The sequence below is a fragment of the Curtobacterium sp. MCPF17_002 genome, assembly GCF_003234115.2.
Lineage (GTDB): Bacteria > Actinomycetota > Actinomycetes > Actinomycetales > Microbacteriaceae > Curtobacterium.
In genome coordinates, this window is sequence record NZ_CP126251.1 from 162,449 (window position 1) to 188,347 (window position 25,899).

The following is a 25,899-nucleotide window of genomic DNA, read 5'->3' on the forward strand; positions in this document are numbered from 1 at the left end:
GGTTCAGTCCTGCGCGTCGCCCGCGTCCTCGTCCTCGACGCCGGTCTCGTCCATCCGGTCGCGCAGGTGGTCGGCCATCGCGCCGGCACCCTCGCCGTGGTGGTCGTGGTCGACCTGCTCGATGAGTCCGCGGAGCTTCTCGTGGTTCGTCGCGTCGGTGGCGCCGTCCATGACGGGTTCGGTCTGTTCGTTGTCGCTCATGGCACGGACGCTACGCCGAGGTGCTCGGGAAACGGGTCCGCGCGTGCGCGGATCGGTAGTGCAGCTCGACCGCCCCGCCGCCGAACGGCGTCATGCCGACCAGCTCGAACACCGGTGTCGGTGCGGCCACGGGCAGCAGCGGAGCCCCGGCGCCGAGCGCGATCGGCATCACCGTCACGCGGAGCTCGTCGAGCAGTCCGGCCTGCTGGTACTGCGCGGCGAGGAGCCCGCCGCCGACGACCCAGACGTCGCGTTCCCCGGCGGCGTGCTCGAGCGTCCGCTGGTGGTCCGCGACCGCCCCGGACACGAAGTGCACCTCGGCACCCTCGGGCACGGGCAGCTCGCGTGACGTGAACACCCACGTCGGCAGGGCCGGGTACGCCCACGTGTCGTCGTGGGCGAGGAGCCACTCGTACGTGGTCGACCCCATCGCGATCGCACCGACGCCCGCGAAGAAGGCGTCGTAGTGCTCCTGGAAGGGCTCGAACCCGAACTGCAGCAGCCAGTCGAGGTCGTCACCGGGGGCGGCGACGAACCCGTCCAGCGAGGAGGCGACGGAGTAGGTGGTGGCCATGCCCGGACGGTACCGACGACCGCCGACAGGCCGACGGGCAGCCCGCTGCCAGGGTCAGTGCCGGCCTCCTCGTCCGACCACGACCACCTCGGCCACCGTGAGGGCCGACGCGATCCAGAGCTGCCCGGTCGCGAACCGACGGCGACGGGGGTCGAGGAGCGCCAGGGGCACCATCGTCGCACCGTGGGCCGCGTCGACCAGGGCGCTGAGCGTGTGCGCGTCAGCCGTGCCGGCACGTGCGACGGCGACCGCCTGTGCGAGTTGCCGCACGCCGAGCACCCGGTCCAGCGCCGGGTGGGCATCGCCGGAGCGGAGCGCGCGGACGAGGTGCCAGACGCCGAGCCCGGCGCGCACGAACTCCACCGTCCGGCCTGCCGTCACCGCCCGGTCCGGCCGGCTCATCGTCGACGTCCCGCCGCGAGCGCCGCCGCGCCGACCGCTCCGGCAGCGCCGACGACCGCTCCGAGGAGCCCGTTGCCGAGCCGCCGGTGCTCCACCCACCACGTCTGCGGGGACCACGCGTGCGCCGACTCGTCGAACACCCCGTGCGCCCCGTGGTCGCCCGGCACCGGCTCGTACAGGTTGTCCCGGAGCTCCAGGCCGTCCTTGTCCGGGTTCTGCTGCCCGGACACCAGCGTCTTCGCGGCGTACCAGTCGGCGAACCGGCCGCTGATCCGGTTGCCGAGGATCGTGTACACCGTGGACTCGCCGACCCAGGTGCGGCGGCGGGGCCGTTCGGCGGTGGCCGCGATAGCACGGGCACCGACCTCCGGCTGGTAGATCGGTGCGACCGGCTGCGGGTGGTGCGGGAGCTTCGACTTCACCCACTGGAACTGGATCGTGTTGAGCGCCGGCATGTCCACCCGCGACACCTGCACGTGGCTGCCCTGCTCGATGAGCTCGGAGACGACGGACTCGGTGAACCCCACGATGGCGTGCTTCGCCCCGCAGTACGCGGCCTGCAGCGGGATGCCCCGGAAGCCCAGGGCCGAGCCCACCTGGATCACCTGACCGCGGTCGCGCGGGACCATCCGGGACAGGGCGGCGCGGGTGCCGTTCACGAAGCCGAGGTACGTCACGTGCAGTGCTCGTTCGAAGTCCTCGGGCGCGGTCTCCAGGAAGCGGCCGAACACGCCGACCATCACGCCGTTCACCCACAGGTCGATCGGCCCGAGTTCCTGCTCGACCCGGTCGGCAGCGGCCTCGACGGCCTCCCGGTCCGAGACGTCGGCGACGAGCGCGAGCCCGCGGCGCCCGGCGGCCACGACCTCGGCGGCCGCGGCGTCGACACCGTCCTGCCCGCGGGCGATGACCGCGACGTCCCACCCACGAGCCGCGAGTTCACGGACGGTCGCCCGTCCCAGTCCCGCGGATCCACCGGTCACCACTGCCACTCGAGTCATGGCTCCCTTGTACCGGCGCGTGGCCGTGCACCACTCAGCCGTTGTCCCCCGACGCGGCGGAGCGCGCATGATGGCAGCGTGGACACGCGAGACGACCCCGTGGAACCCGAGCCGGACGCGGAGCCGCAGCCGCGCTGGATCCGACGGACGCCGATCCTCCCCGAGCAGTGGTGGGGTCCGCCGACGGCTCTGGCAGTCGGGGCGATGGCGGTCGTGGCGATCGGCATCTGGCTGCAGCGTCCCGCCCTGCCCGTGATGATCCCGGTCGGTGCCGTCGGGCTGGCCGGTGCGGTCATGCTCGCGGTCGCCGGACGACGGGCGTACTGGTACCCGAGTCGCGCGGCGGCTTGGGACTTGCATCGCACCCGGGTCGTCGTGTGGAACGCGGTCGGCGTCGCGTTGGCGGTGTTCGCCTTCGCGGTGGGAGCGCAGACGCTCCTGATCGGGTACGTGGTCGCCGCGACGGGTCTCTACACGATGCGGCGGGACGAACCGACGCGATTCGAGCGGCGTGGTCGTGCGGTGGCGTCGGCAGCCGTCTCGGTGGTGGCGGCCGTGTACGCGGTCGTGGCGTTGGCAGTCCCGGTCGTCGACGAAGCGCAGTCATCGCGGTGGATCGGGTGGAGCATCCTGGTCATCCCGGTCGCTGTCGTCGTCGCGGTGCTGAACTGGCGAGCCGCGTCGAAGACGGCCGACCCCGACCTCGACGGGGCGGAGCCGGACTTCGGCGGTCTGCACCCGGAACCGGGACCGGAGCCGCCGGGCAACGATCCGCTCAGCGCCCCCGACCGAACCGCGTCGTGACGCCCGGCGAGTACAGCACCGAGTCCGGCTCGAGCTCCGTCAACCCGAACGGCAGCCCAGCGGCCCCCACCAGGTCGTCCCGCAGCGACACCACCGAGGCACGGTGCAACGGCCACGACTCGTGCTCGTTCGGCCAGAACCGGGTCCGGCCGAGCCGTCGCACGTGCATGCCCCAACGTGCCGTCAGGAAGGTCTCGAGCGCGGTCGGCTCCTCGACGGGAGGCCCGACCCGGACGTCCAGCAGCGACCGGAGGTGCGTTCCGTGCCGCCGCATCGCGTACGCGACACGGTCCGGCGCGGGCCGTCGCTGCTCCGCCACGGCCCACTTGTACGGCAGACCCGTCGCCACGCGAGCGCCGACGGTCGGTGCGAGCTTGCCCGCGTCGAGCGACAGGAACACGACGCCGTGCTGCCCGCGCTCGTCGACCGTGTAGACGCGGACGTTCACCTCGATGAAGTCCCCGATCGAACCGACCGAGACCGGTGGGAAACGGGTGTCCGTGAACCGGAAGCAGATGAGTCCGACCCAGGTGGTCACGCCGTCGTCGACGCCGTCCGCCCCGAGGGTGTCCGGACGGGTCCCGGCCGGCAGGAGCGGTGCGACCGCGGACACGTCCACCCGCCAGTGCGCGAAGACGACGTCCCGCCACGCCTGTTCGATCCACGGACGTCCGGTGAGTGCAGGGGCCACTGCCTGGCGCGTTCCGCTCGGCGGCGTCGCGGAGCGGCGCGCGGAACGCGCCGACCGAGCCTGCGAGGTCGGCGGGGTGCCCCCGACAGGCTCCGCGGCGGTCACGGGGTGGTCGCCTCAGGGGCGATGTGCCCCGCCACCGGCGCGTCGTCCCACCCCTGCTGCGGGGTGTCGCAGGTCCCGCGGAACACGAACTGCGACGGCCGCTTCCGCTCGCTCGACGTCCAGTCGATCGCGGGGCGCCGACGCTCGGGCGGCAGGTACCCGATCCGGTACACCGCCATCAACTCGAGCTCCGCCGGCACCCGCAGGAGCTCCTCGATCTCCGCCCACGCGCCCGGGGTCTCCATCGGGAAGGACACGAACTGGATGCCGAGCCCGAGTTCGGTGGTGGCGAGCCAGATGTTCTCCATCGCGGCACCCATGCTGAACACCGAGTAGAAGCCGGAGAGCTCCTCCTTCCGGTACTCGTGGCGGTCGAGCATCACCCCGAGCAGCAGGGGCGAGCCGGCGACGAGCTTCCGGTTCTCCTCGCCGAGGGTCTGCGGCACCCGGAGCGTGTTCATCAGCATCTGCCCGCGCTTCGTGAACACCTGCCGGGTGAACGGTCGGAGCGGCCCGGGGAGCTTGTCGAAGAGCATCCCGTCGCGGCGCTCGTCCATCTCGGCCTTCGAGAACCGGAAGTACGGCTTGTAGCGCTGGAAGAAGGTCCCCTCCGCCATCGTGCGGGTCATCGAGCTGCCGCTGATCTCCGCGACGCGGTCGATCGTCGGCCGCTCCTCGACGAGCACGAACCGCCACGGCTGGCTGTTGAGCTGGGACGGCGCCCGACCGGCGAGCTCGACGAGGAGCCGCTGGTGCTCCTCGGAGACCGGATCGGGCAGGAATGCCCCGTTGGTCGTGCGTCGGCGTCGGATGGCCTCGAAGAGCTCCACTGCTTCCCTCGTGTCTCGTCGTCGCGGTCAGCGCCGTGCGAGCAGCGCCCCCAGGTAGGACGGTGCAGCGGCGACCGCGACTCTCCAGTGTGCTCCGGAGCGCGGGTTCGTGCGTGGTGCGGCCGCGAGGGGCACCAGTGCGGGCAGCAGGAACAGCGCCGTGCGGTCCCGCGTCCAGACGGGGGTGGTCGCGGCGACGCCGGTGAGCGTGGCGGTGACGACGAACAGGCCGTGGTGCACGACGCGGAGCTTCTTCGTCCGGATCAGCCGGACCGCGACGGCCGTGCCCCACAGGCAGTTCGCGACGTACGCGACGGTCGCGGCGGTGACCAGACGCCGGGCGGTCACCGATCCGGCGGGAGGCCCCACGCGCCTCCAGGCCGTCGCCTTCCGTCCCATGTGCGGGACGTTACGCGGTCTCGCGACTGACGAGCTTGGAGAGCACGATCGCAGAGCGTGTGTGGTCCACCTGCGGCGCGAGGCGGACCTTGTCGAGTGCTTCCTCGAGTGCCGACAGGTCCTTCGAGCGCATGTGCACGACGGCATCGGCACTGCCGGTGACGGTGCCCGCGTCGATGACCTCGGGCACGGTGTCGAGCAGGGAGCGGAGCTCGTCGGGGGAGACCGTGCCGCGGCAGTAGAGCTCCACCCAGGCCTCGGTGCCACGGTCCTCGACAGCGGGGTCGACCTTGATCGTGAAGCCCTGGATCACGCCGTCCGCGACGAGCCGGTCGACGCGACGCTTCACGGCCGAGGCCGAGAGTCCGACCACCGACCCGATGTCGCCGTAGCCGGCGCGGGCGTTCTCCCGGAGCTGGTCCAGGATGCGGTGGTCGAGCGAATCCATTGCACCCATGCTACGCCGACTTCTTGCACGCCTGGTGGGTTCCGCGCACGAAACGTGCGTCACCCGAATGGGTGGTAGGTCCGATCGCCCGCGGTGCTGCACTTGCTGGACGGTTCGTGCCAGACTTCGGATTGGCGTCGACCTGGTCCGCTACGGCGAGTGAGCCTGCATCTCGCCGGAGCACGTCATCCAGAGTGGTGGTTCCTGGCAGGCTCGGGCCCCGGTCCCTCCAGGAGGACTGATGTCGAACACCGCACCCGCCCCCGAAGCCAGCACCGCGCTGACCCGCACGGCCACGAAGCGCTCGATCCTCATGTGCAAGCCGACGCACTACACGGTCAGCTACCGGATCAACCCGTGGATGCACCCCGAGGACCCGACCGACACGTCGAAGGCCGTCCAGCAGTGGCAGTCCCTCGTCGACGTCTACGAGCAGCTCGGCTTCGACATCCAGTACATCGAGCCCGTCGAGGGCCTGCCGGACATGGTCTACGCCGCGAACGGCGGGTTCGTCCTCGACGGCATCGCCTACGGCGCGAAGTTCCAGTACCCCGAGCGCCAGCCCGAGGGCCCGGCGTACATGGACTGGTTCGGCCAGGCCGGCCTGACCGTCGCCGTGCCCGAGGAGACCAACGAGGGCGAGGGTGACTTCCTGCTCGTCGGCGACACGATCTTCGCCGGCACCGGGTTCCGCTCGGACAGCACGTCGCACGAGGAACTCGCCCGCATCTACGGCCGCGAGGTCGTCACCCTCAAGCTCATCAACCCGAGCTTCTACCACCTCGACACGGCGATCGCGGTGCTCGACCCCGAGCCCGCCGCCGACGGCACGAGCAACATCGCGTACCTCGAGAGCGCGTTCGACGAGGCGTCGCTCACGATCCTCCGCGAGCGCTTCCCGGACGCGATCATCGCGACCGAGGAGGACGCCGCGATCCTCGGCCTGAACTCGTACTCCGACGGCTACAACATCGTCATCGCCTCGCGCGCCACCACGTTCGCGTCGCAGCTCAGGGAGAAGGGCTACAACCCCATCGGCGTCGACCTGTCCGAGCTGCTGCTCGGCGGCGGCGGCGTGAAGTGCTGCACGCTCGACCTGCACCCGGTCGGCACCGGCACCTCGGTGGTGCGTTCGCTCGGGGTGTCGTGATGTCGGCGGCAGCCTCGCTCGGGACGAACACCGCGGCGGCGCTCGCCGTCGAGGACCGTGCCCTCGCCCACAACTACGGCCCGCTGCCCGTCGTCATCGCCTCGGGCGACGGCGCGTGGGTGACCGACGTCGACGGCAAGCGCTACCTCGACGGCCTCGCCGCGTACTCGGCGGTGAACTTCGGCCACGGCAACCCCCGGCTGCTCGACGCCGCGCGGGCGCAGCTCGACCGCGTCACGCTGACCTCGCGCGCGTTCGTGAACGACCAGCTCGGGCCCTTCGCGTCGGAGCTGGCTGCGTTGACGGAGACCGAGATGGTGCTCCCGATGAACACCGGCGCCGAGGCCGTCGAGTCCGCGATCAAGGTGTCCCGCGCCTGGGGCTACCGCGTCAAGGGCGTCCCGGCCGAGCAGGCGACGATCATCGTGGCGTCCGGGAACTTCCACGGCCGGACGACGACGATCATCTCGTTCTCGGACGATCCCGTCGCGCACGACGACTTCGGGCCGTACACGCCAGGGTTCCGCACCGTGCCCTACGGCGACGCAGCTGCCCTCCGTGAGGCGATGGACGAGACCGTCGTCGCCGTGCTGCTCGAGCCGATCCAGGGCGAGGGCGGCGTGGTCATCCCGCCCGCCTCGTACCTGCCGGACGTCCGGTCGATCTGCGACGAGTTCGGCGCGCTCTTCGTCGCCGACGAGATCCAGTCCGGACTCGGTCGCACCGGGCACACCCTCGCCGTGCAGCGGGTGGGCGTCCGACCGGACCTCGTCACGCTCGGCAAGGCGCTCGGTGGCGGCATCGTCCCGGTGTCCGCCGTCGTGGGGTCGCGCGACGTCCTGGGGGTCCTCCGTCCGGGCGAGCACGGCTCCACGTTCGGCGGGAACCCGCTCGCCGCGGCCGTCGGTGCCGAGGTCGTGGCGATGCTCGGCGAGGGCACGTTCCAGCAGCGGGCGCTCGAGGGCGAACCGCTCCTGCGCGGGCTGCTCGACGACCTGCTCGGCAAGGGCGTCGTGTCGCACCGCGTCGCCGGGCTCTGGGCCGGCATCGACATCGACCCCGCGCTCGGCACCGGCAAGGCGATCTCCGAGGACCTCGCTGACCGCGGTGTGCTCGTGAAGGACACGCACGGGTCGACGATCCGCTTCGCCCCGCCCCTCGTCGTCACCGACGACGAGGTCCGCCTGGCGATCGGCACCCTGGCCGAGGTGCTCGCCGCGCGCTGAGCGGGCGCCGCGCCGCGCCCCGCGCGCCGTGTCGCCAGCGCTTGCGTCGTGAGCAGAAATGGTCGGGTCGCCCCACGGCACCCGACCATTCCTGCTCACCAAGCGATCGTCCGACCGCCGCCGACCCTCACACCGCCCAGCGCTCCGCCAGCTCGTCCATCAGGGCGTCGAGCCGTTCGTCGACCACCTGCTCCTCGGGGTGCGCCTCGTACCAGGCGATGACCTCGCGCACCCCGTGCCGGTACGGCGTCCGCGGCCGGTACCAGGGCACGAGCGACCGGACCTTGCTGTTGTCGAACACGGAGCTGTTCGCCTTGTCGCCGAGGAGCGCCGCGCCCCACTCCGGGTCGACCGCGTTGATCGCGTCGGCCGGCACGTGCACGATCCGCAGGTCGTCGACCCCTGCCGCCGCGGCGATCTCCTGCGCGATGGTGTTCCAGGTCGGTGCCTCGTCGCTCGTGATCGTGAACGGCTCGCCGATGGCCTCGGCCCGGTCGAGCAGCCCCGTGAACCCGACGGCGAAGTCGCGGCTGTGCGTGATGGTCCACAGCGAGGAGCCGTCGCCGGTGATGATGATCGGCTTGCCGGCACGCATCCGTGCCACCGCCGTCCACCCACCGGTGAGCGGCAGCTTCGTCTCGTCGTAGGTGTGCGACGGCCGCACGATCGTCACCGGGAAGTCCTGCTCCCGGTACGCCTGCATGAGCAGTTCCTCGCACGCGATCTTGTCCCGCGAGTACTGCCAGTACGGGTTCTTCAGCGGCGTCGACTCGGTGATCGGCAGGTGCGTGGCCGGCGTCTGGTACGCCGAGGCCGAGCTGATGAAGACGTACTGCCGCGTCCGCCCCGCGAAGAACTCCACGTCGGCCTGCACCTGGTCCGGCGTGAAGGCGATCCAGTTGACGACGACGTCGTAGTGGCGGTCGCCGAGTGCGTCCGCCAGCGCGCTGCGGTCCGACACGTCTGCCTGGAGGCGCGTCACACCCTCCGGGATCGGCCTGCCCCCGGTGGTCCCCCGGTTGAGCACGGTCACGTCGAACCCCTGCTCGACGGCTTCGCGGACACACGAGGCGCTGATGACCCCGCTGCCGCCGATGAACAGCACGCTCGATCCCGACATGGATGCTCCTTCGCTCCCGGCGGTGCACCTGCGCACCGCACTCCTGTCGATCCTGCACCGCCAACCCCGCGTAGCGTCACGAACCGAGCCTCCAGAAGGATGTCAGGCGGGCCACCTCCGCATCAGGGGGCCGCCAGATCAGCAGATGTCCCATCGAACTCGAATACTTTCGGAGCGCTTTGCATGCCATAGAAGTCGTGAAGCTCGGCAGAGTCAACGACAACAAACTCTTCGAGAGACCCTGGACCGCCGTCTGAAGCGACAATAGTTGTGACGAGCTGAAACAGACTTCCGGACGTTGGCAGCCTGAAATCTCCTGAACCGCGAACTTTGTCCTCGGTGGCCGAGAGTAGAGCCGTGACCGCCTGAGGTACCTTCCGTTGCTCCGGCGTATAAGACGCTACTAGTCCATAGACGTTGTCTGCGAAACGTCTCCAACTCGCCGGAACAAGCATTTCGGGAATATGGCCGTCGGAATGAAGCGTCTTGAAGGTGGCCACGATCTCAGCCTTCGTGCTTGTTTCAGACCAAGGAGACGACTCGATCGCCCCCGCTGCTGTCTCAAAGGCTGATATCAGAACTTCGACCTGCTCAACGGCGGCCTTCAGCTGCGCCGCAAGCCTAAGCTGCCGCCAGTCGACGACATCTGCTTTGTAGACGATATCATGCGTGACGGTAGACCACGCATTTTCGAAAGCAGTCGCAATCTGGACTTCGAAAATGATATTACCCGCACCTACCTGGCGTTCTGCGGCTGCCTCCGGCTTTATAGAGCCGTACCAGCGCGTCCCATCAAATCGGAAGACGTCGGGGGCCTTGTGTGTATCCGTTCGTCCTCGCACGCGCTTCTTTACGAAAAGACGATCCAGGTCTCGAAGGACGCCAGGCTGATGTGCAGCGACAGGAATCACGATTGTGCAGGCGTAGAGATCGTCGAGCCGCGACCATTTACCGTACCGGCCGCCTTCGAGCTTCTCGGCGAGGGAGGCAGCCGTCTTTGATCGTCCCTTAAACATATAGTTACGATCATTGCAATAGGATTCGAGCGTTGACTTCACATAACGCTCGACGTCGGCCAACGGTGCCGATGCTTTTTCGAACGCCGCGCGCACGCTCTCAGGCTCGGGCACTTGGGGTCTCCCTGAGAATCGAGTCCCGGAGGAATTTCACGCGCTTCTGGCGCTGCGCGAGGTCATTCGAGGCAGATCGGGCAGCCTCATAGTACGTTTTTGCGTCCTCAAACTGCTGTCGTTGATCTTCGTCTATCACGCGACTCATTGCCAGTGTGAGGTTCGCAATCGCCTCATCCGTGGGCGGGAGTTCGTCGTCTTCAATCAAGCTAAGCACGGCGACGAAGAGCGAGTAATAGTCGGCTTGATTGCGAAGGCGACGAGTGGGCTGGGTTCCGGAAAGGCTGTCGGACCAGGTTCGGAGCACCTCCAAAGTAGACCGGACTCTCTGCTCGACAGCTGGTCCCTCTTCCCAGTCTTCTTCTCGCGCGCTGTAGGCGGAATCGAGTTCCTCCTGGGAATAGCTTCCGACGCCGGATTCGGTCGCGAGGAAGAGCTGTGCAACTAGCTCAGTATCTTTCATCTGCCGACGGGAGCTAGGTGCGATTCTCGGGAAGTTCGGCATGCTTTCCTCGAGGAAGTTCGCGATGGCCTCGACCCGGCCGGCGAAATCCCCGGAGAATCGAGCGTGGCGAAGCTCTTGGGCGGTCAGTCGCGCAACGTTTCGATTGATGCGGTCGAAGATGTTGGCGAGTGCGGCCTCGTCCGTAGTAGGGAGGAACTCGATGCTGAATTGGTATCGATATGCTTGCTTTTTAGTGTCAGAAGGGAGCTCATCGAAGCTTAACCCCCGGAACCGGCTGGAGGTCGCAGCAGAACCGACGGGGAACTCCCCGCTTAGAAATTCAAAGATTGTCGAGAGGCGCTGCTTGCCGTCCACCACCGAGTATCTAGCTACACCTGCTTCATCGATGTCCTCAAAGAGGAATACCGCGGGCGCGGGGTAGTTAAGTAGCACTGTGTCGATAAAATAGTCCTTATATCCCTGCGACCAAACGCTTCGCCTCTGATAAGGCGGGTCCATCTCCAGTAAGCCTCGGTTATAGAGGTCCCAGAACCATGCGATCGATTGAGTGGTCTGTCGGCGTTCGTCGGGCACGATGTGTCTCCTTGGTGAGGTAGGTTCAAGTTATCCGGGCCACTGATTGGTCGCAAGCGGCAACTTTGGCCGCGGCGAGCTGAACGTCAGTTGGCGCGAGATGGTCGGCGGCGTCCTGGTGCGGGAAAGGCGAGCTCGGCGGGATGGCGTGGCTTGGGCTTGAGCCGGGTTTAGGTTGGCGGCTGGACGGTCCTCGGTGCTGCGATCCGGCGACCGATCGTCCCGGTTCGCGTCGGCGTCGAAGGTTCCAAGGCGTGCGGCATTGAGCGACTACCGTCACGATCCGAGCCGCATCGACGCGGCCACGACAGGAGTGAGACGCACATGGAGTACCGCTACCTCGGCAACTCAGGCCTCAAGGTCTCCGAGATCACCTACGGCAACTGGCTGACCCACGCCTCCCAGGTGGAGAACGACGCGGCGATCGCCTGCGTCCGGGCCGCCCTCGACGTCGGCATCTCGACGTTCGACACCGCCGACGTCTACGCGAACACCGGTGCCGAGACCGTCCTCGGCGAGGCGCTCAAGGGGGAGCGGCGTCAGTCGCTCGAGATCGCGACGAAGGTGTTCGGGCCGACCGGTCCGAAGGGCCACAACGACACCGGGCTCAGCCGGAAGCACATCCTCGAGTCGATCAACGGGTCGCTCGAGCGGCTGCAGACCGACTACGTCGACCTCTACCAGGCGCACCGGTTCGACTACGAGACCCCGCTCGAGGAGACGATGCTCGCCTTCGCCGACGTCGTCCGGCAGGGCAAGGCGCTGTACATCGGCGTCAGCGAGTGGACGGCGGAGCAGCTCCGCGCCGGGCACGAGCTCGCCGACGACCTCGGCGTCCAGCTCATCTCGAACCAGCCGCAGTACTCGGCGCTCTGGCGGGTCATCGAGGGCGAGGTCGTGCCGACGTCCGAGGAGCTCGGCATCTCGCAGATCGTCTGGTCCCCGATCGCGCAGGGTGTGCTCACCGGCAAGTACCAGCCCGGTCAGCCGCTGCCGGAGGGTTCCCGTGCCACCGACGACAAGGGCGGCGCGAACATGATCAAGCGGTTCATGCGCGACGAAGTCCTCAGCGCGGTGCAGGACCTCAAGCCGATCGCGGACGAACTGAACCTCTCGATGGCACAGCTCGCGGTGGCGTGGGTGCTGCAGAACCGGAACGTGGCGTCCGCGATCATCGGTGCGTCCCGGCCGGAGCAGGTCCACGACAACGCCGGCGCTGCCGGGGTGGAGATCCCCGCCGAGCTGCTGACCCGCATCGACGACGCCCTCGGCTCCGTGGTCGAGCGCGACCCGGCGAAGACGAACGACAGCAGCCCGAAGACCCGCGAGGCCTGAGTCCGGACGCCAGCTGGCGGGCGCGACCCGCGCCTCCAGGCTGTGGGCAACCCGGCGTGAAGGCGAGCCGCACCACCAAAGTCACCCTGCACTGCGCAATCGCGTGGTTCGGGGTGACTTCGGTTGTGCGCGGCGACCGACACGCTCGCCCCGACGCACCGCACCACGGAAAAAGGCCCCCTGCCGAAGCAGGGGGCCTTTCACCGTGGCTGGACACGGCATCGATCCGTGGACCTTTCGATTTTCAGTCGAACGCTCTACCAACTGAGCTATCCAGCCGTGGCGACCCTGACGGGACTTGAACCCGCGACCTCCGCCGTGACAGGGCGGCACGCTAACCAACTGCGCTACAGGGCCATATTGTGTTATCGGTACTGCGTGTTATCGGTACTGCCTTTTATCGGTACTGCGTGTCTTGCCGGTGGTGCTCTGCTTGCTTGCTCACTCCGAAGAGTGACCCCAACGGGATTCGAACCCGTGCTGCCGCCGTGAAAGGGCGGTGTCCTAGGCCACTAAACGATAGGGCCGCAAGCGGTGCTTCGCGCTACCGATGGACAAGCATACGGATGGTCCGCGGGTTTCACAAATCGAGGGCCGCGAGCGCGGAACGCCCGGCGTGTCGCGGTGTGGAGCCAGGGGTGCGGGGCTTCACTCACCGTGGGGCACCAGGCCCCGATTCGCGCTGTCGATGATCGAGTGCGACCATCGTCGTTGGTCCCGTACCCCTCGTGCGAGGGGCTGTCCGGGTGCGACACCTGTTGTTACTGTTGCGTTTGTTAACAGTGTTACGTGCGTGAGCCTTGCCGCGCTGTTACGAAATCGAGATGTATGTCGACCTCACCATCGCTCTCCCTCAGCCCCCGCCGCCGCTTCACCGCCGCCGCGGTCGCCGTCGCGCTCGCGGTCGGCACCCTCGTGGCGCTGGCCCCGGCGACGTCGGCGAGTGCGGCGTCGTACCCGAGCTGGTCGGACGTCGAGAAGGCGAAGGCATCGAAGTCGGCGCAGCAGGCCAAGGTCGCCGAGATCAAGGCGCTCATCGCCGACCTGTCCACGAAGGCGACGGCGGCGAAGCAGTCCGCCGAGGCCGCTGGCACCGCCTACCAGACGGCGCAGACGAAGTACGACGACGCGACGCTCAAGCAGCAGACGCTGCAGAAGCAGGCGGACGACGCCGAGAAGACCGCAGCGGAGTCCGAGGAGCAGGCCGGCCAGCTCGCCGCGCAGCTCGGACGGGCGAGCGCGAACGACGTGACGACGGACATCCTCACGCACCCGTCGAAGTCTGGTGACCTCCTCTACGAGCTCGGCGCGATGTCGAAGCTCAGCGAGCAGGCGGACGGCATCTACTCCCAGGCGACGCAGGACCGGGGCGTCGCGCAGGGCCTCGCCGACCGCGCCGACCTCGCGAAGAACGCCCTCGGCAAGCTCGCCGACGCGGCCCAGCAGAAGATGCAGGCCGCCCAGCAGGCAGCCGACGACGCACAGACGGCCGTCGACGCGCAGAGCGACAACCAGGCCCGACTCGAATCCCAGCTGACGCTCCTCACCACGAACGAGGCGAACGTCGAGTCGCGCTACAACAAGGGCGTCCAGGCCGAGAAGGCACGGCAGGCGGCCCTCGCGGCGGCAGCAGCCAAGGCCGCGGCGACGAGCTCCGGCGGCACCGGCGGCGGGACGCCGAACTCCACCGGCTGGGTACGCCCTGCCGGCGGGTACCAGACGAGCGCCTACGGCTACCGCGTCGACCCCTACACGCACTACCGCGCGCTGCACGCCGGTGTGGACCTCGCTCCCGCCTGCTACGCCCCGATCTACGCCGCCCACTCCGGCACCGTGACGTTCGCGGCGAACGGTGGCGGCTACGGCAACGAGGTCGTGCTCGACAACGGCGGCGGGATCTCCACCGCCTACGGGCACATCGTCGACGGCGGCATCCTCGTGTCGGTCGGTCAGCACGTCAGTGCGGGCCAGCAGATCGCGAAGATCGGTTCGACCGGCTGGTCGACCGGGTGCCACCTCCACTTCGAGACCCGGATCAACGGTTCCGCCGTCGACCCGGTCCCCTTCATGGCAGCGCGGGGGATCTCGGTATGACCGTGTGCGCGCCCGAGAGGCCCTGACACCACATGAAGAAGCCTGCACGTTCCCTCGCCTGCGGCATCGTCACCGTCTCGTTGCTCGGCATCGGGCTCTCGGTGGGGATCGCCGGACCGGCAGGGGCGACCCCCGCGAAGGCCCCGTCGTGGGCGGACGTGCAGGCGGCGAAGGCCGACCAGGCGGAGACGCAGCAGACGGTCGACGAGCTCGCCTCGCGCCTGTCGTCACTGCAGGACGGTGCCGACCAAGCCGGCATCGTGGTCCAGCAGGCCGGACAGACCTACGCCCTCGCGGCGTCGGAGCAGCAGGAGGCGCAGTCCACGCTCGACGACCTCGGGGCCCAGTCGAAGCGCGCCAAGGCGTCGGCGGACGAGTCGGCCGGCCAGGTCGCCGCCCTCGTGGTCGAGCTCTCGCGCTCCGGCGGTGGTGACCTCTCGACGAGCATGCTCGTCGACGCCTCCGACGCGAAGGACCTGCTCTACCAGGTCGGCACGATGACGCACCTGTCCGAGCGGTCGGCGAGCGTCCTGGCGCAGGCACAGGCCGACCAGAAGACGGTCGACTCGCTCGCCGCGCAGAAGCGCCAGGCCACGAAGGCCCTCGCGAAGGCCGCCGCGACGACGAAGACGTCCCTGGAAGCGGCGAACGACACCGCGGCCAAGGCGAACGGCGCGCTCGCCGACGCGCAGAGCCAGCAGAACGAGGTGCTCGAGCAGCTCGCGTTCCTCAAGGGCTCGACCGTCGCGGCCGAGAGCGCGTACTACACCGAGCAGCACGCACAGCAGGCCGAGGCGCAACTGGCCGCAGCGGCGAGCGGCGCCACGACGACCACACCGAGCGGCAGCGGGACGGCGACCACGCCGAACACGGGCACGACCGCGCCGAACACCGGCACGACCACGCCGAACACGGGGACGTCCACGCCGAGCAAGCCCGCGACGACGCCCGTCGCCCCGGCGAAGCCGAGCACGCCCGCGACGACGCCCGTCGCCCCTGCGAAGCCGAGCACCCCGGCCGCACCGGCACCGGCACCCGCTCCGCCGCCGGCCCCCGCTCCGAGCAGCCCGTCGAAGGCCGCCGGTGCCATCGCGTACGCGCGCGCCCAGCTCGGGAAGCCGTACCTCATGGGGGGCGCGGGGCCGAGCACCTGGGACTGCTCCGGCCTCGTGATGATGGCCTACAGCTCGCAGGGCATCGCGACCGGTGGACACAACGTCGTCTGGCAGTACAACTACTTCAAGTCGATCGGGCGCCTCGTCCCGATGTCGCAGCGGCAGCCCGGCGACATCCTCTTCTACTCGAGCAACGGAACCGCATCCGGCGGCTACCACGACTCGATCTACACCGGTGGTGGGCGCATGGTCGAGGCCGCGCGCCCCGGCGTCGGCGTCGTCGAACGCGCGGTGTGGCTGCCGAACCAGCTGCTGCCGTACGTCGCACGCCCGAGCGGCTCGCTGTAGGCAGACACCGCACCCCGGTACGGACAATGCGCCCCGTCACGACGGGGCGCATTGTCCGTACCGGGGCGCGAACGCCGAGCGGCGGGGAGGGTCAGTGACCGGTCGGCACGTACGCGGCCTGGCCGGCCGTGACGATCGCCTCGGCCTCGGCGGCGTCGCCCCAGCCCTCGGCCTTGACCCACTTGTTCGGCTCGAGGTCCTTGTAGCGCTCGAAGAAGTGCGCGATCTCGGCCTTCGTCTGCTCGTCGACGTCCGAGATGTCCTGGATGTGCGCCCAGCGCGGGTCCTTCGCGGGGACCACGAGGACCTTCGCGTCGATGCCGGCCTCGTCGCTCATCTTGAAGACGCCGACGGGACGGACCTTGACGCCCACACCGGGGAAAGTCGGGTACTCGAGGAGAAGCAGCGCGTCCACGGGGTCGCCGTCGTCCGCGAGGGTCTGCTCGAAGAAGCCGTAGTCCGTCGGGTAGACGAACGACGTGAACAGCACGCGGTCGAGGTAGACGCGACCCGTCTCGTGGTCCACCTCGTACTTGTTGCGGCTGCCCTTGGGGATCTCGACGACGACGTCGTACGCGGCCATGTGTGCTCCTGGTCTGTCGGTTGAACGGAAAGCGCGGCTAACGTTACCGGGTGAACTCTCCGCGTCCCCGGCTGGATCCCGCGGTCGCCGACACCCGTCGCGCGGTCCGGACCCTCCTCGCCCAGGCCCTCGACGAGTCCGTCGTCCGTGACGGCGACCTCGTCCTCGTCGCGCTGAGCGGCGGACCGGATTCGCTCGCCCTCGCTGCGGCCACCACGTTCGAGGCACCCAAGCAGGGACTCCGGGCCGGTGCCGTGGTCGTCGACCACGCGCTCCAGGCGGGATCCGAGGCGGTGGCGAGCCGCGCCTCCAGGCAGGCAGCAGAGCTGGGACTCGCACCGGTGACGGTCCGTCGTGTCGCCGTCGGTTCCGCAGGGGGTCCCGAAGGGGCGGCCCGGGAGGCGCGTCACGCGTCGATCGCGGACGTCGCCTCCGAGACGGGGTCACCACTCGTGCTCTTCGGGCACACGCTCGACGACCAGGCCGAGTCGGTCCTGCTGGGCCTCGCCCGCGGGAGCGGGCCGGACTCGCTGTCCGGCATGGCGCCGCTCGCGCGTCGCGCCGCCGGTCCGGCGTACGGACGGCCGCTCCTCGCGGTCCGGCGGCACACGACGCGGCAGGCGTGCTCGGCTGCGGGCCTCGCACCGTGGGACGACCCGCAGAACGACGACCCGGCGTTCGCCCGTGTGCGGGTCCGGCGGACGCTCCTGCCCGCGCTCGAACGAGAGCTCGGCGCCGGGGTCCCGGAGGCCCTCGCCCGGACGGCGGACCAGCTGCGCGAGGACTCCGCGGCGCTCGACCACTTCGCCGAGGAGATCGCGGAGGACTTCGCGGAGCACTCCGAGGCCGGCATCGCACTGACGGTCCGCGGGCTCGCGGCCAACCCGCCCGCGCTCCGGCAGCGGCTCGTGCGGCTCGCTGTGGAGAGCGAGTTCGGGGTGACGCTGTCGCGCGTGCAGACGCTCGAGGTGTGCCGGCTCGTCACCGACTGGAGCGGACAGGGCCCGATCGACCTGCCGGGCGTCCGGGCGTCGCGCAACGGGGACCGGCTGGAGTTCTCCGCCGAGCAGTGACGTCCGGGCAGTTAGGCTGGGGTGGTGGAACTCTCCGACGTCCAGGCAGACCTGTCCGAAGTGCTCTTCACCCCCGAGCAGCTCGACGAGAAGCTCGCCGAGCTCGCCGCGGTGGTCGACACCGACTACGCGGGCCGCGACCCGCTCCTCGTCGGGGTCCTCAAGGGCGCGGTCATGGTGATGGCGGACTTCTCCCGGCACCTCAAGATGCAGGCGCGGATGGACTGGATGGCGGTGTCGTCCTACGGCTCCGGCACGAAGTCGTCCGGCGTGGTCCGGATCCTCAAGGACCTCGACACCGACCTGCACGGCCGCGACGTCCTCATCGTCGAGGACATCATCGACTCCGGCCTGACGCTGTCCTGGCTCAAGCAGAACCTCGAGTCGCGCGGCGCCGCGAGCGTCGAGATCGTGGCCCTGCTGCGGAAGCCCGAGGCCGCCAAGGTCGAGGTCGACGTGAAGTACGTGGGCTTCGACATCCCGGACGAGTTCGTGGTCGGCTACGGCCTCGACTACGACGAGCGCTACCGCAACCTGCGCGGCGTCGGCGTCCTCGCCCCGCACGTGTACTCCTGACGGGGGGCGCGGGCGGAGTTCGCCCGCAGAGGACACCCATTCTCGCCACAGAATCGCGGTCGTATGCTGATCAGCACGCAACTTCGGCAGAGAAAGGTGTCGGGCACTCTGCCCGGATCACATGAACTTCAAGCGCATCTTCCGCGGCCCGTACTTCTACGTGTTGATCGCGCTGGCGGGCATCTTCATCGGCTGGAGCGTGATCAGCCAGTCCGGCACGCAGCAGATCAACACCCAGAAGGGCCTCGAGCAGCTCTCTGACGGCAAGGTCTCGTCGGTGGTGGTGAACTCCACCGAGCAGCGCGTCGACCTGACCCTGAAGGACGGCGACGCGCACGAGCAGTTCTACTACTCGACGCCCCGTGGTGAAGAGGTCATCCAGGCCGTCAACGACGCGAACCTGCCGAAGGGCTACAACGACACGGTCCAGCAGTCCAACTGGTTCTTGTCGCTGCTCGGCATCCTCCTGCCGTTCCTCATCATCGGTGCGCTGTTCTGGTTCCTCCTCTCGAACGCCCAGGGCGGCGGCTCGAAGGTCATGCAGTTCGGCAAGTCCCGCGCGAAGATGAACAACAAGGAGAACCCGCAGGTCTCCTTCTCGGACGTCGCGGGTGCTGACGAGGCGATCGAGGAGCTCCAGGAGATCAAGGAGTTCCTCAAGGAGCCGGCGAAGTTCCAGGCCGTCGGCGCGAAGATCCCGAAGGGCGTGCTGCTCTACGGCCCTCCCGGAACCGGCAAGACCCTGCTCGCCCGCGCCGTCGCCGGCGAAGCAGGCGTGCCGTTCTACTCGATCTCCGGTTCTGACTTCGTCGAGATGTTCGTCGGTGTCGGTGCCAGCCGTGTCCGTGACCTCTTCGAGCAGGCCAAGCAGAACTCCCCGGCGATCGTCTTCATCGACGAGATCGACGCCGTCGGTCGTCACCGTGGTGCCGGCATCGGCGGTGGCAACGACGAGCGCGAGCAGACGCTGAACCAGCTCCTCGTCGAGATGGACGGCTTCGACGGCAAGACGAACGTCATCCTCATCGCCGCGACGAACCGTCCCGACGTGCTCGACCCCGCGCTCCTCCGACCGGGCCGCTTCGACCGTCAGATCGGCGTGGACGCGCCGGGTCTGCAGGGCCGCAAGCAGATCCTCGAGGTGCACGCGAAGGGCAAGCCGCTCGCGGCGAGCGTCGACCTCGAGCTCCTCGCCCGCAAGACGCCCGGGTTCACCGGTGCCGACCTGGCGAACGTCCTCAACGAGGCCGCGCTGCTGACGGCCCGTTCGAACGCGCAGCTCATCGACAACCGTGCCCTCGACGAGGCGGTCGACCGCGTGATGGCCGGCCCGCAGCGCCGGACCCGGATCATGTCCGACCAGGAGCGCCTCATCACCGCCTACCACGAGGGCGGCCACGCGCTCGCGGCGGCGGCGATGCGCCACACCGACCCGGTGACCAAGATCACGATCCTGCCGCGCGGCCGTGCCCTCGGTTACACGATGGTGCTCCCGCTCGAGGACAAGTACTCCGTCACCCGCAACGAACTGCTCGACCAGCTCGCCTACGCCATGGGTGGTCGCGTCGCCGAGGAGATCGTCTTCCACGACCCGACCACCGGTGCGTCGAACGACATCGAGAAGGCGACCGGCACCGCACGCAAGATGGTGACCGAGTACGGAATGAGCCGTGCGGTCGGTTCCGTCAAGCTCGGTTCCGGGTCGAGCGAGCCGTTCGTCGGCCGCGACATGAGCGGCGGCACGAGCCGCGACTACTCGGAGAACATCGCCGAGACCGTCGACGCCGAGACCCGCGCCCTGCTCGAGTCCGCGCACGACGAGGCGTACCAGGTGCTCAACGACAACCGCGACATCCTCGACCGTCTGGCCGGCGAGCTCCTCGAGAAGGAGACGCTCGACGCCCCGGAGCTCGTGGAGATCTTCAAGGACGTCCGCAAGCTGCCGGAGCGCCCGCAGTGGCTGTCGAGCGACAAGCGTCCGGTCAGCGACCTGCCCGCGATCGGCGTCCCCGGCAAGGCCGCGTCGACCGCGGCCGAGCAGTCGGACACCGAGTCGTCGAAGCCCCGGCGCCGTCCCTTCGGCAACCCGGGTATCGCCCCCGCGTAGGCCGGCATGACCGACCTGCCGACGAGGCGGTCGCGTCGGCTCGCCGAGGTGAGCCAGGCGCGCGCCGCAGCCGCCGAACCGCCGACGGTCGCGATCGACCTCCGCGCACCAGCACCGGTGCCGGAGATCGTGACCGGCCGGCGGCGGGACCGCGGCCGTGCGACGCCGGCGCCCGACGGCACCCGCGTGATGGGCATCCTCAACGTCACGCCGGACTCGTTCAGCGACGGCGGGTTGCACCAGGCCTACGACGCCGCGGTCGAGCACGCGCGGGAACTCGTCGCGGCGGGCGCCGACATCGTCGACGTCGGCGGTGAGTCCACCCGTCCCGGTGCCGACCGCGTCCCCGTCGAGGTCGAGCAGCAGCGGGTCCTGCCGGTCGTGCAGCAGCTCGTCGCCGAGGGCATCCCGGTGAGCGTCGACACGATGAACGCCGCCACCGCCGAACGCGCGGTGGACCTCGGCGCCGCGATCGTCAACGACGTGTCCGGCGGGCTGGCCGACGACGACATGGCCCGGGTCGTGCGGGACACCGGCGCCGGCTTCGTGGTGATGCACTGGCGCGGGCACAGTGACCGCATGTACCGGAACGCCGAGTACGTGCACGCCGTCGACGAGGTCCGGCGCGAGGTCGAACTCCGCGTCGCCGAACTCATCGTGGTCGGCGTCCGCCAGGAACAGGTCGTGATCGACCCGGGCCTCGGCTTCGCCAAGCAGGGCGCGCAGAACTGGGAGATCCTGGCCGGCTACGAGCGCTTCGCGTCCATCGGGCTGCCGGTCCTCGTCGCCGCCTCACGCAAGCGGTTCCTCGAGGGGGTCGGCAGCGCTGCCGGCGCCCCGCCGAAGGACCGCGACCTCGCCACCGCCGCCATCAGCCTGCTCGCCGCCGAACGCGGTGCGTGGGGGGTGCGCGTGCACGACCCGGCGCCGACCCGTGCCGTGCTCGACGTCTGGGACGCCTGGAGGGCAGCTCGATCGTGAACGACACCATCCGACTGACCGGGGTCCGTGCCCGGGGACACCACGGCGTCTTCGACCACGAACGCGCCGACGGCCAGGACTTCGTCGTCGACGTCGCGGTCGAGGTCGACGCACGTGCGGCCTCCGGCACCGACGACCTCGAGAACACCGTGCACTACGGGGTCCTCGCCGAGCAGGTCGTGGCCGAGATCGAACGCGACCCGGTGGACCTCATCGAGACCCTCGCCGAACGCATCGCCGCCGCCGTGCTCACGCACCGTGCGGCCCTGGCGACCGAGGTCACGGTGCACAAGCCGCAGGCGCCCATCACGGTGCCGTTCACGGACGTGTCCATCACGATCCGGCGCACCCGAGGCGGAGCGCTCCCTGCCGGCACCGGCGAGGAAGAAGAGTGAGCCGGGCCGTCGTCGCCCTCGGCGCCAACCTCGGCGACCGGGGCAGCGCCCTGCGCGCCGCGGCGTCGGCGATCGCCGCGCTGCCCGGGGTGCGGCCGGTGTCCTCCAGCCGCGAGGTCGAGTCGATCGCCGTCACCCTGGACGGCCCCGACGAGGCGAAGCCGCGGTACCGGAACGCCGTCGTGGTCGTCGACACCGAACTCGAGCCGCAGGGGCTCCTGGACGCCCTGCACCGCATCGAGGACACCCACGGCCGCACCCGCGAGGTGCGCTGGGGTGACCGCACACTGGACCTCGACCTGGTGGCGTTCGACGAGCTCTCCGTCGACACCGAGACGCTGACGGTCCCGCACCCGCGCGCCGGGCAGCGGGCGTTCGTGCTCGCACCGTGGCTCGACGCGGACCCGGAGGCGGTGCTGCCCGGTGTCGGACCGGTGGCCGACCTGCTCGCCGCCCTCGGCGACGACACCGAGCGCGTCGACGAGCCGCGCCTCTTCGACGACCCGGACCGCGCCTCCCGGCCCGCCGCCACGGACGCGACCGGGGCCCGCCCGTGAAGCCGACCCGCGCCTCCACCCTCATCAGCGTCGCCGTCGTCGCGGCGGTGGCCGGCTTCGCCCTCGACGCCGTCCTCGCGTCCCGCCAGGCACCGACGCTCTTCCTCGCGACGCCGCTCGGCGTCACCCTCGCGTTCATCGGCATCGCGGTCGTCCTGATGGCCCGCCCCGTCCGTCGGCACGTCCGCGACGGTGCCGCTCGGCAGCGCCCGGTGGACCCGCTCTACGCCATCCGCGTCGTCGTCCTCGCGAAGGCGTCGAGCATCGCCGGCTCGCTCTTCGGCGGGTTCGCGGCCGGGCTGCTGGTGTACCTCCTGACCCGGTCCGCGTTCCCTTCGCTAGGCTCGACCCTGCCGAACGCCGTGGCGGTCGGGGGTGGGCTCGTGCTGACGGTGTGCGCCATCGTGGCGGAGCGGATGTGCATCGCACCGCCCGGTGACGATGACGACGAGGACCTCCCCCGGGGTGGCACGACGCAGGCGCACTGACCCGGTGCGCCGACACGGTGCACCGCCCCGGTGTGCCGATCCGGTGCCTGACCGACCAGACCGCAGGAGACCCGCGATGCCGCGTGAACGACTCGACGAGCCGGGCCTCGGCCTGACGGGCACCACCTGGACCCGGGTGTCCCCGAAGCTCGTCTGGACCGAGCTCATCACGACCGTGGTCATCGGGGTCGTCGTCACCGCCGGCTGTGTCCTCATCGGGATCGTCAGCGGCGGCTTCGGACGCACGGCCGGCGCCGTCTGGTTGTCGATCGCGATCGTCGTGTTCGTGATCGCCGGCATCACCGCCGCACTGACCCCGCGCCGGGTCCGGGCGATCGGGTACGCGCTGCGCGACGACGACCTCGTGCTCCGTCGCGGCCTGATGTGGCAGCGCTTCACCGCCGTGCCGTACGGCCGGATGCAGCTGGTCGACGTCAACCGCGGGCCGCTCGACCGCGTGCTCGGCATGAGTGAGCTGAAGTTCGTGACGGCCGCTGCGTCGACGAACGTCCGCATCCCCGGCATCCCGTTCGTGGACGCCGACGACCTGCGCGACCGGCTCGTCGAGCTCGCCGAGTCCCGTCGCGCCGGACTGTAGGGGCTGCCGTGACCTTCCGACCCGGTCCGCCGCCGCCGACACCGCCGTCGTCGCGCGGGAACGCCGCTGCGGCCGCGCCGCTCACCGACGGCGAGTGGCACCGTCTGCACCCGCTGACGCCGCTCCTCAAGGGCGGCATCTTCCTCATCGTGATCCTCGGTTACGTGCTCAACAGCCTGCGGGACCAGGTCGTCGAGTTGTTCATCCCCGGCGGCGGCGGCCGGCAGGACGACGGCGACCCGGTCCGCTACGTGTACGAGCACGGCGTGGTCGGCTGGGTGCTGCTCGGCATCGTGGTGCTGCTCGTCGTGCTCATCGGCTTGTTCTACCTGTCGTGGCGGATGCACGAGTTCCGCGTCACCGGCGAGATCGTCGAGGTCCGGTCCGGCGTGCTCTTCCGGACGAACCGCAAGGCGCGGTTGGACCGGATCCAGGGCATCAACATCTCGCGGCCCCTGGTGCCGCGCGTGTTCGGCACCGCGAAGCTCGAGATCGCGCAGGCCGGAAACGACGCGAACGTGCAGCTCGCCTACCTCGGCACGAAGGCCGCGGACGACCTGCGGCAGCGGATCCTCGTGCTCGCGTCCGGCGCGAAGGACGACGAGGTCGGCAGCGGCCCGGCACGGGCGTCGAACGGCCGGCTGCAGGACCGTGTCGACGAGGTGTTCGCGCCCGAGCTCGACCCCGCCGCCGTGCACGCGACGCGCATCGTGAAGGTGCACCCCGGCCGGCTCATCGCGTCGATGCTGCTCTCCGGCACGACAGTGTTCATCCTGCTCGCCGTCGCGGCCATGATCGTCAGCGTGTCCCTCACCGGCGAGTACGGGATCCTCTTCGGGCTCTTCCCCGCCGTGATCGGTGCCGGCGGCTACTACGTCCGGAAGTTCTCCCGCTCGCTGCAGTACACGATCGCCGAGACCCGGGACGGCATCCGGATCGGCTTCGGGCTCGTGTCCACCTCGAACGAGACGCTGCCGCCCGGGCGCATCCACGCCGTGAGCGTCGCGCAGCCGCTGCTGTGGCGGCCGTTCGGCTGGTGGGACGTGCGGATCAACCGGGCGACGAACGCCGGCAACGGTGCGTCGAACAACCAGCAGGTGTCCTCGATCGTCCTGCCCGTGGGCACCGCGACCGACGTCCGGGACGTGTTGGACATCATCCTCCCCGGCCTCGTCGGCACGGCGGTGATGGGACCGGCGGCGTCGCAGGAGCAGCTCCGCGAGGGTTCGTCCGAAGCCGTGAACGTCGTCGACGACAGCCTCACCACGACGGGCGACCGCGGCGGTTTCGTGCACTCCCCGCGGCGTGGTGCCTGGCTCCGGCCGTTCGCCTTCCGCCGCAACGGGTACCGCTTCGTGCCGGGAGCGGTGCTGCTCCGGCTCGGTGCCGTGTGGCGGTCGCTCGTCATCGTCCCGCTGCCCCGGGTGCAGAGCATCAAGGTCTCGCAGGGCCCGCTCGAGCGGGTGCTGCGGCTCGCCTCGGTGCACGTGCAGACGGTCCAGGGACCGGTCTCCGCGAGCGTCGGCGCGCTGGACGCGCGGGACGCCCAGCGGCTGTGGGCGGAGACCGCGGAGCGCGCGGTCGAGGCGGCTGCGGCCGACACGTCCCACCGATGGCGCGAACGGGAGGCCCGGCACCAGCCCGGTACGCACGCGGCGGCCACGCAGGCGGACGCGTCCACCGCGCCACACGGGTCGGACTGGACCACCCGCGGTCCGGAGACGGCGCCGTCGACCGGCACCGTGCCTCCCGACTCGCCCTGGGGTGCGGTCCCACCACCGGGACCCGCACGATGAGGGCGGGACGGCTGGGCGTCGGCGTGGTCGGCGCCGGACGCGTCGGACCCGTGCTCGGGGCCGCACTGGCGAACGCCGAGCACGCCGTCGTCGGGGTGACCGCCGTGTCCGCCGAGGGGCGCGACCGCGCCGAGGCCATGCTGCCGGGCGCCCCCGTCCTCGCGACGCCGGACCTCGTCGAGCGGAGCGAGCTCGTGCTCCTCGCCGTGCCGGACGACCAGCTCGCCGGACTCGTGCAGGGCCTCGCCGACGCGGGGATCTGGCAGCCCGGCCAGCTCGTCGTGCACACCAGCCCGGACCACGGCGTCGGGATCCTCGCACCGGCGATGGCTGCCGGCGCCATCCCGCTCGCGATCCACCCGGCGATGGCGTTCACCGGGACGAGCGTCGACCTGAGCCGCCTCCGAGAGGCGTACTGCGCGGTCACCGCTCCGTCGCCGGTGCTCCCGATCGCACAGGCGCTCGTGGTGGAGATGGGTGCGGAGCCGTTCGTCGTCAGCGAGCAGGACCGCCCCGCGTACGCCGATGCCGTGCGTGCCGCGGTGAGCTTCTCGACGGCGATCGTCGACCAGTCCGCGGGCACGCTCGAGGGCATCGGGGTGGAGCACCCCGGGCGGGTCCTCGGGGCGCTCGTGCGGTCGGCCGTCGAGAACGCACTGGCCGCGGTGGACGGGCAGGCGACGCTGTAGCCGGGGCGCGCTGTACGATTTCGGGGACCCCCACGACCATCGGA

The 25,899-nt window shown here is 70.0% G+C and carries 28 protein-coding genes and 3 tRNA genes; 16 read left to right on the top strand and 15 right to left on the bottom strand.

Annotated features, from left to right (window positions below; genetic code table 11):
- Window positions 1–3: 3 nt before the first annotated feature.
- Genes DEJ28_RS00725 through DEJ28_RS00740 form a run of 4 tightly spaced genes read right to left on the bottom strand, consistent with a single transcriptional unit; the run spans window position 4 to window position 2,178 of the window.
- Complete coding sequence (locus DEJ28_RS00725; RefSeq protein WP_111114073.1) at window positions 4–201, bottom strand: hypothetical protein; 198 nt, start codon at window positions 199–201, stop codon at window positions 4–6.
- Window positions 202–211: 10 nt separating this feature from the next.
- Window positions 212–775 (bottom strand): dihydrofolate reductase family protein, encoded by a 564-nt coding sequence (locus DEJ28_RS00730; RefSeq protein ID WP_111114074.1) that lies wholly within the window; start codon window positions 773–775, stop codon window positions 212–214.
- A 54-nt stretch (window positions 776–829) separates the two neighbouring features.
- Window positions 830–1,177: a hypothetical protein gene (locus DEJ28_RS00735; RefSeq protein ID WP_111114075.1), complete on the bottom strand. Its 348-nt coding sequence runs from the start codon at window positions 1,175–1,177 to the stop codon at window positions 830–832.
- Entirely contained in the window at window positions 1,174–2,178 is a 1,005-nt protein-coding gene (locus DEJ28_RS00740) for an SDR family oxidoreductase (RefSeq protein WP_111114076.1), read from the bottom strand. The genes DEJ28_RS00735 and DEJ28_RS00740 overlap by 4 nt, the downstream gene beginning before the upstream one ends.
- Window positions 2,179–2,256: 78 nt before the next feature.
- On the opposite strand from DEJ28_RS00740, the gene DEJ28_RS00745 reads away from it, so the two are divergent.
- Complete coding sequence (locus tag DEJ28_RS00745; protein ID WP_146248769.1) at window positions 2,257–2,982, top strand: hypothetical protein; 726 nt, start codon at window positions 2,257–2,259, stop codon at window positions 2,980–2,982.
- Here the strand turns inward: DEJ28_RS00745 and DEJ28_RS00750 are convergent.
- From DEJ28_RS00750 to DEJ28_RS00765, 4 genes are all read right to left on the bottom strand, one after another.
- Window positions 2,954–3,673 carry a YqjF family protein gene (locus tag DEJ28_RS00750; RefSeq protein WP_111114078.1) on the bottom strand — a complete coding sequence of 240 codons (720 nt, stop codon included), beginning with the start codon at window positions 3,671–3,673 and terminating at the stop codon, window positions 2,954–2,956. The genes DEJ28_RS00745 and DEJ28_RS00750 overlap by 29 nt on opposite strands.
- Before the next feature lie 101 nt (window positions 3,674–3,774).
- On the bottom strand, window positions 3,775–4,608 hold the full coding sequence (locus DEJ28_RS00755) for a nitroreductase family protein (RefSeq protein WP_111114079.1): 834 nt from the start codon (window positions 4,606–4,608) through the stop codon (window positions 3,775–3,777).
- 27 nt (window positions 4,609–4,635) lie between these two features.
- Window positions 4,636–5,007, bottom strand: a complete 372-nt coding sequence (locus tag DEJ28_RS00760) for a hypothetical protein (RefSeq protein WP_146248770.1) — start codon at window positions 5,005–5,007, stop codon at window positions 4,636–4,638.
- A gap of 10 nt (window positions 5,008–5,017) precedes the next feature.
- Window positions 5,018–5,455 carry an Lrp/AsnC family transcriptional regulator gene (locus tag DEJ28_RS00765; RefSeq protein ID WP_111114081.1) on the bottom strand — a complete coding sequence of 146 codons (438 nt, stop codon included), beginning with the start codon at window positions 5,453–5,455 and terminating at the stop codon, window positions 5,018–5,020.
- A gap of 241 nt (window positions 5,456–5,696) precedes the next feature.
- On the opposite strand from DEJ28_RS00765, the gene ddaH reads away from it, so the two are divergent.
- Window positions 5,697–6,605, top strand: a complete 909-nt coding sequence (ddaH, locus tag DEJ28_RS00770; RefSeq protein WP_111114082.1) for a dimethylargininase — start codon at window positions 5,697–5,699, stop codon at window positions 6,603–6,605.
- Window positions 6,605–7,831: an ornithine--oxo-acid transaminase gene (rocD, locus tag DEJ28_RS00775; RefSeq protein ID WP_111114083.1), complete on the top strand. Its 1,227-nt coding sequence runs from the start codon at window positions 6,605–6,607 to the stop codon at window positions 7,829–7,831. Before ddaH ends, rocD begins: the two co-directional genes overlap by 1 nt.
- Window positions 7,832–7,958: 127 nt before the next feature.
- On the opposite strand, the gene DEJ28_RS00780 is transcribed toward rocD, so the two are convergent.
- The 3 genes from DEJ28_RS00780 to DEJ28_RS00790 form a co-directional block, all read right to left on the bottom strand.
- A complete protein-coding gene (locus DEJ28_RS00780; RefSeq protein ID WP_111114084.1) occupies window positions 7,959–8,951 on the bottom strand; it encodes an SDR family oxidoreductase in 993 nt (330 codons plus the stop codon).
- Between the two features lie 122 nt (window positions 8,952–9,073).
- A complete protein-coding gene (locus DEJ28_RS00785) occupies window positions 9,074–10,081 on the bottom strand; it encodes a nucleotidyltransferase family protein (protein WP_146248771.1) in 1,008 nt (335 codons plus the stop codon).
- Window positions 10,068–11,120, bottom strand: coding sequence for a DUF262 domain-containing protein (locus DEJ28_RS00790; RefSeq protein ID WP_111114086.1), 1,053 nt, complete (start codon window positions 11,118–11,120; stop codon window positions 10,068–10,070). The genes DEJ28_RS00785 and DEJ28_RS00790 overlap by 14 nt, the downstream gene beginning before the upstream one ends.
- Before the next feature lie 324 nt (window positions 11,121–11,444).
- Between DEJ28_RS00790 and DEJ28_RS00795 the strand changes: the two genes are divergently transcribed.
- On the top strand, window positions 11,445–12,455 hold the full coding sequence (locus DEJ28_RS00795) for an aldo/keto reductase family protein (RefSeq protein WP_111114087.1): 1,011 nt from the start codon (window positions 11,445–11,447) through the stop codon (window positions 12,453–12,455).
- A 206-nt stretch (window positions 12,456–12,661) separates the two neighbouring features.
- On the opposite strand, the gene DEJ28_RS00800 is transcribed toward DEJ28_RS00795, so the two are convergent.
- The 3 genes from DEJ28_RS00800 to DEJ28_RS00810 form a co-directional block, all read right to left on the bottom strand.
- Window positions 12,662–12,734 (bottom strand) — tRNA-Phe (locus tag DEJ28_RS00800).
- Between the two features lies 1 nt (window position 12,735).
- Window positions 12,736–12,812 (bottom strand) — tRNA-Asp (locus tag DEJ28_RS00805).
- A 97-nt stretch (window positions 12,813–12,909) separates the two neighbouring features.
- Window positions 12,910–12,982 (bottom strand) — tRNA-Glu (locus DEJ28_RS00810).
- A 301-nt stretch (window positions 12,983–13,283) separates the two neighbouring features.
- On the opposite strand from DEJ28_RS00810, the gene DEJ28_RS00815 reads away from it, so the two are divergent.
- Complete coding sequence (locus tag DEJ28_RS00815; protein WP_111114088.1) at window positions 13,284–14,549, top strand: M23 family metallopeptidase; 1,266 nt, start codon at window positions 13,284–13,286, stop codon at window positions 14,547–14,549.
- Window positions 14,550–14,581: 32 nt separating this feature from the next.
- Window positions 14,582–16,012 (top strand): C40 family peptidase, encoded by a 1,431-nt coding sequence (locus DEJ28_RS00820; RefSeq protein ID WP_111114089.1) that lies wholly within the window; start codon window positions 14,582–14,584, stop codon window positions 16,010–16,012.
- A gap of 91 nt (window positions 16,013–16,103) precedes the next feature.
- Here the strand turns inward: DEJ28_RS00820 and DEJ28_RS00825 are convergent, their stop codons facing one another.
- Window positions 16,104–16,595, bottom strand: coding sequence for an inorganic diphosphatase (locus tag DEJ28_RS00825; protein WP_111114090.1), 492 nt, complete (start codon window positions 16,593–16,595; stop codon window positions 16,104–16,106).
- Between the two features lie 50 nt (window positions 16,596–16,645).
- Between DEJ28_RS00825 and tilS the strand changes: the two genes are divergently transcribed.
- From tilS to DEJ28_RS00875, 10 genes are all read left to right on the top strand, one after another.
- On the top strand, window positions 16,646–17,668 hold the full coding sequence (gene tilS / locus DEJ28_RS00830) for a tRNA lysidine(34) synthetase TilS (protein ID WP_111114091.1): 1,023 nt from the start codon (window positions 16,646–16,648) through the stop codon (window positions 17,666–17,668).
- A 24-nt stretch (window positions 17,669–17,692) separates the two neighbouring features.
- Complete coding sequence (gene hpt, locus DEJ28_RS00835) at window positions 17,693–18,244, top strand: hypoxanthine phosphoribosyltransferase (protein WP_111114092.1); 552 nt, start codon at window positions 17,693–17,695, stop codon at window positions 18,242–18,244.
- Window positions 18,245–18,365: 121 nt separating this feature from the next.
- Entirely contained in the window at window positions 18,366–20,351 is a 1,986-nt protein-coding gene (gene ftsH, locus DEJ28_RS00840; protein ID WP_111114093.1) for an ATP-dependent zinc metalloprotease FtsH, read from the top strand.
- A gap of 6 nt (window positions 20,352–20,357) precedes the next feature.
- Entirely contained in the window at window positions 20,358–21,332 is a 975-nt protein-coding gene (gene folP, locus DEJ28_RS00845) for a dihydropteroate synthase (protein ID WP_111114094.1), read from the top strand.
- Window positions 21,329–21,727, top strand: a complete 399-nt coding sequence (gene folB, locus DEJ28_RS00850; protein WP_111114095.1) for a dihydroneopterin aldolase — start codon at window positions 21,329–21,331, stop codon at window positions 21,725–21,727. Before folP ends, folB begins: the two co-directional genes overlap by 4 nt.
- A complete protein-coding gene (folK, locus tag DEJ28_RS00855; RefSeq protein WP_111114096.1) occupies window positions 21,724–22,284 on the top strand; it encodes a 2-amino-4-hydroxy-6-hydroxymethyldihydropteridine diphosphokinase in 561 nt (186 codons plus the stop codon). Before folB ends, folK begins: the two co-directional genes overlap by 4 nt.
- On the top strand, window positions 22,281–22,772 hold the full coding sequence (locus DEJ28_RS00860) for a DUF3180 domain-containing protein (protein ID WP_111114097.1): 492 nt from the start codon (window positions 22,281–22,283) through the stop codon (window positions 22,770–22,772). Before folK ends, DEJ28_RS00860 begins: the two co-directional genes overlap by 4 nt.
- Before the next feature lie 76 nt (window positions 22,773–22,848).
- Window positions 22,849–23,370 (top strand): PH domain-containing protein, encoded by a 522-nt coding sequence (locus DEJ28_RS00865; protein WP_111114098.1) that lies wholly within the window; start codon window positions 22,849–22,851, stop codon window positions 23,368–23,370.
- Window positions 23,371–23,378: 8 nt separating this feature from the next.
- Window positions 23,379–25,166 (top strand): PH domain-containing protein, encoded by a 1,788-nt coding sequence (locus DEJ28_RS00870; RefSeq protein ID WP_111114099.1) that lies wholly within the window; start codon window positions 23,379–23,381, stop codon window positions 25,164–25,166.
- The gene (locus tag DEJ28_RS00875; protein WP_111114100.1) at window positions 25,163–25,855 is read left to right on the top strand and encodes a Rossmann-like and DUF2520 domain-containing protein; all 693 of its coding nucleotides are present in this window, start codon (window positions 25,163–25,165) and stop codon (window positions 25,853–25,855) included. Before DEJ28_RS00870 ends, DEJ28_RS00875 begins: the two co-directional genes overlap by 4 nt.
- The last annotated feature ends 44 nt before the right edge of the window (window positions 25,856–25,899 follow it).